Raw genomic sequence first — 676 nt, 5'->3', positions numbered from 1 at the left:
TATCCGAACCTCGATCTGCGCACCTTTCTCACCGCTGGCGATCATGAGATCTGGCTGCGCGTCGCGGTCGCGGAGGGCGGCGAAGGCTTCGCGCAGGTCCATGTCGATGTCGACAACAGCTGCAAGACGCTGGAGCAGGTCGTCGACGGTTGCGGGGCGATCGCCGCCGATCCGCAATGCAAGCTCGACAGCGAGCTGGTTGATGGTGTCCAAACCTGGATCAACGGGGTCGCGACCGGGCTGCGGCCCCTCCCCCAGACCCGCGTCTTGGGCGGGCCGAGCTGCCCGACACAACTCACACGCGACTTCTACCTGAAGGATCGCACCTATCGCTGTGCTGTCGATGACATCGCGAAGCCCGACACAAGCCGCGGCGCCTATGTCATCGACCATTCGACCGAGACGCTGCTGGCCGACCGGACGCGCCAGAGCGACGGAAGCTATGCGACATCGACGCGTGCCTTCAGCCTTCCCGACCGGGGGTCGGTCGCGGCCTGCGAGCCCGTTTGCAAGACCCGCGCGCCCAAGGCCAATAGCGAGGCAGCGCCCGATGGCGTCGTGGGCGCAAAACAGAATGTGCCGGTCGGCTACGACACCTTCTTCCACGCCTGCACTGCAGACAATCAATGCCCGGCAGATCCCGGCGAGGAAGTCGTCTCCGCCTGCGGATGCCTCG

The 676-nt window shown here is 65.7% G+C and carries 1 pseudogene; it reads left to right on the top strand.

Annotation, left to right across the window (positions count from 1 at the left end):
- Positions 1-676 (top strand): annotated as a pseudogene (locus QHC67_RS18975) (hypothetical protein); the annotation flags it as partial.

It is taken from the genome of Sphingobium sp. (assembly GCF_033795625.1).
Lineage (GTDB): Bacteria > Pseudomonadota > Alphaproteobacteria > Sphingomonadales > Sphingomonadaceae > Sphingobium.
Note: the sequence above shows the minus strand (reverse complement) of the source record. Positions and strands in the feature narration are given on the sequence as shown.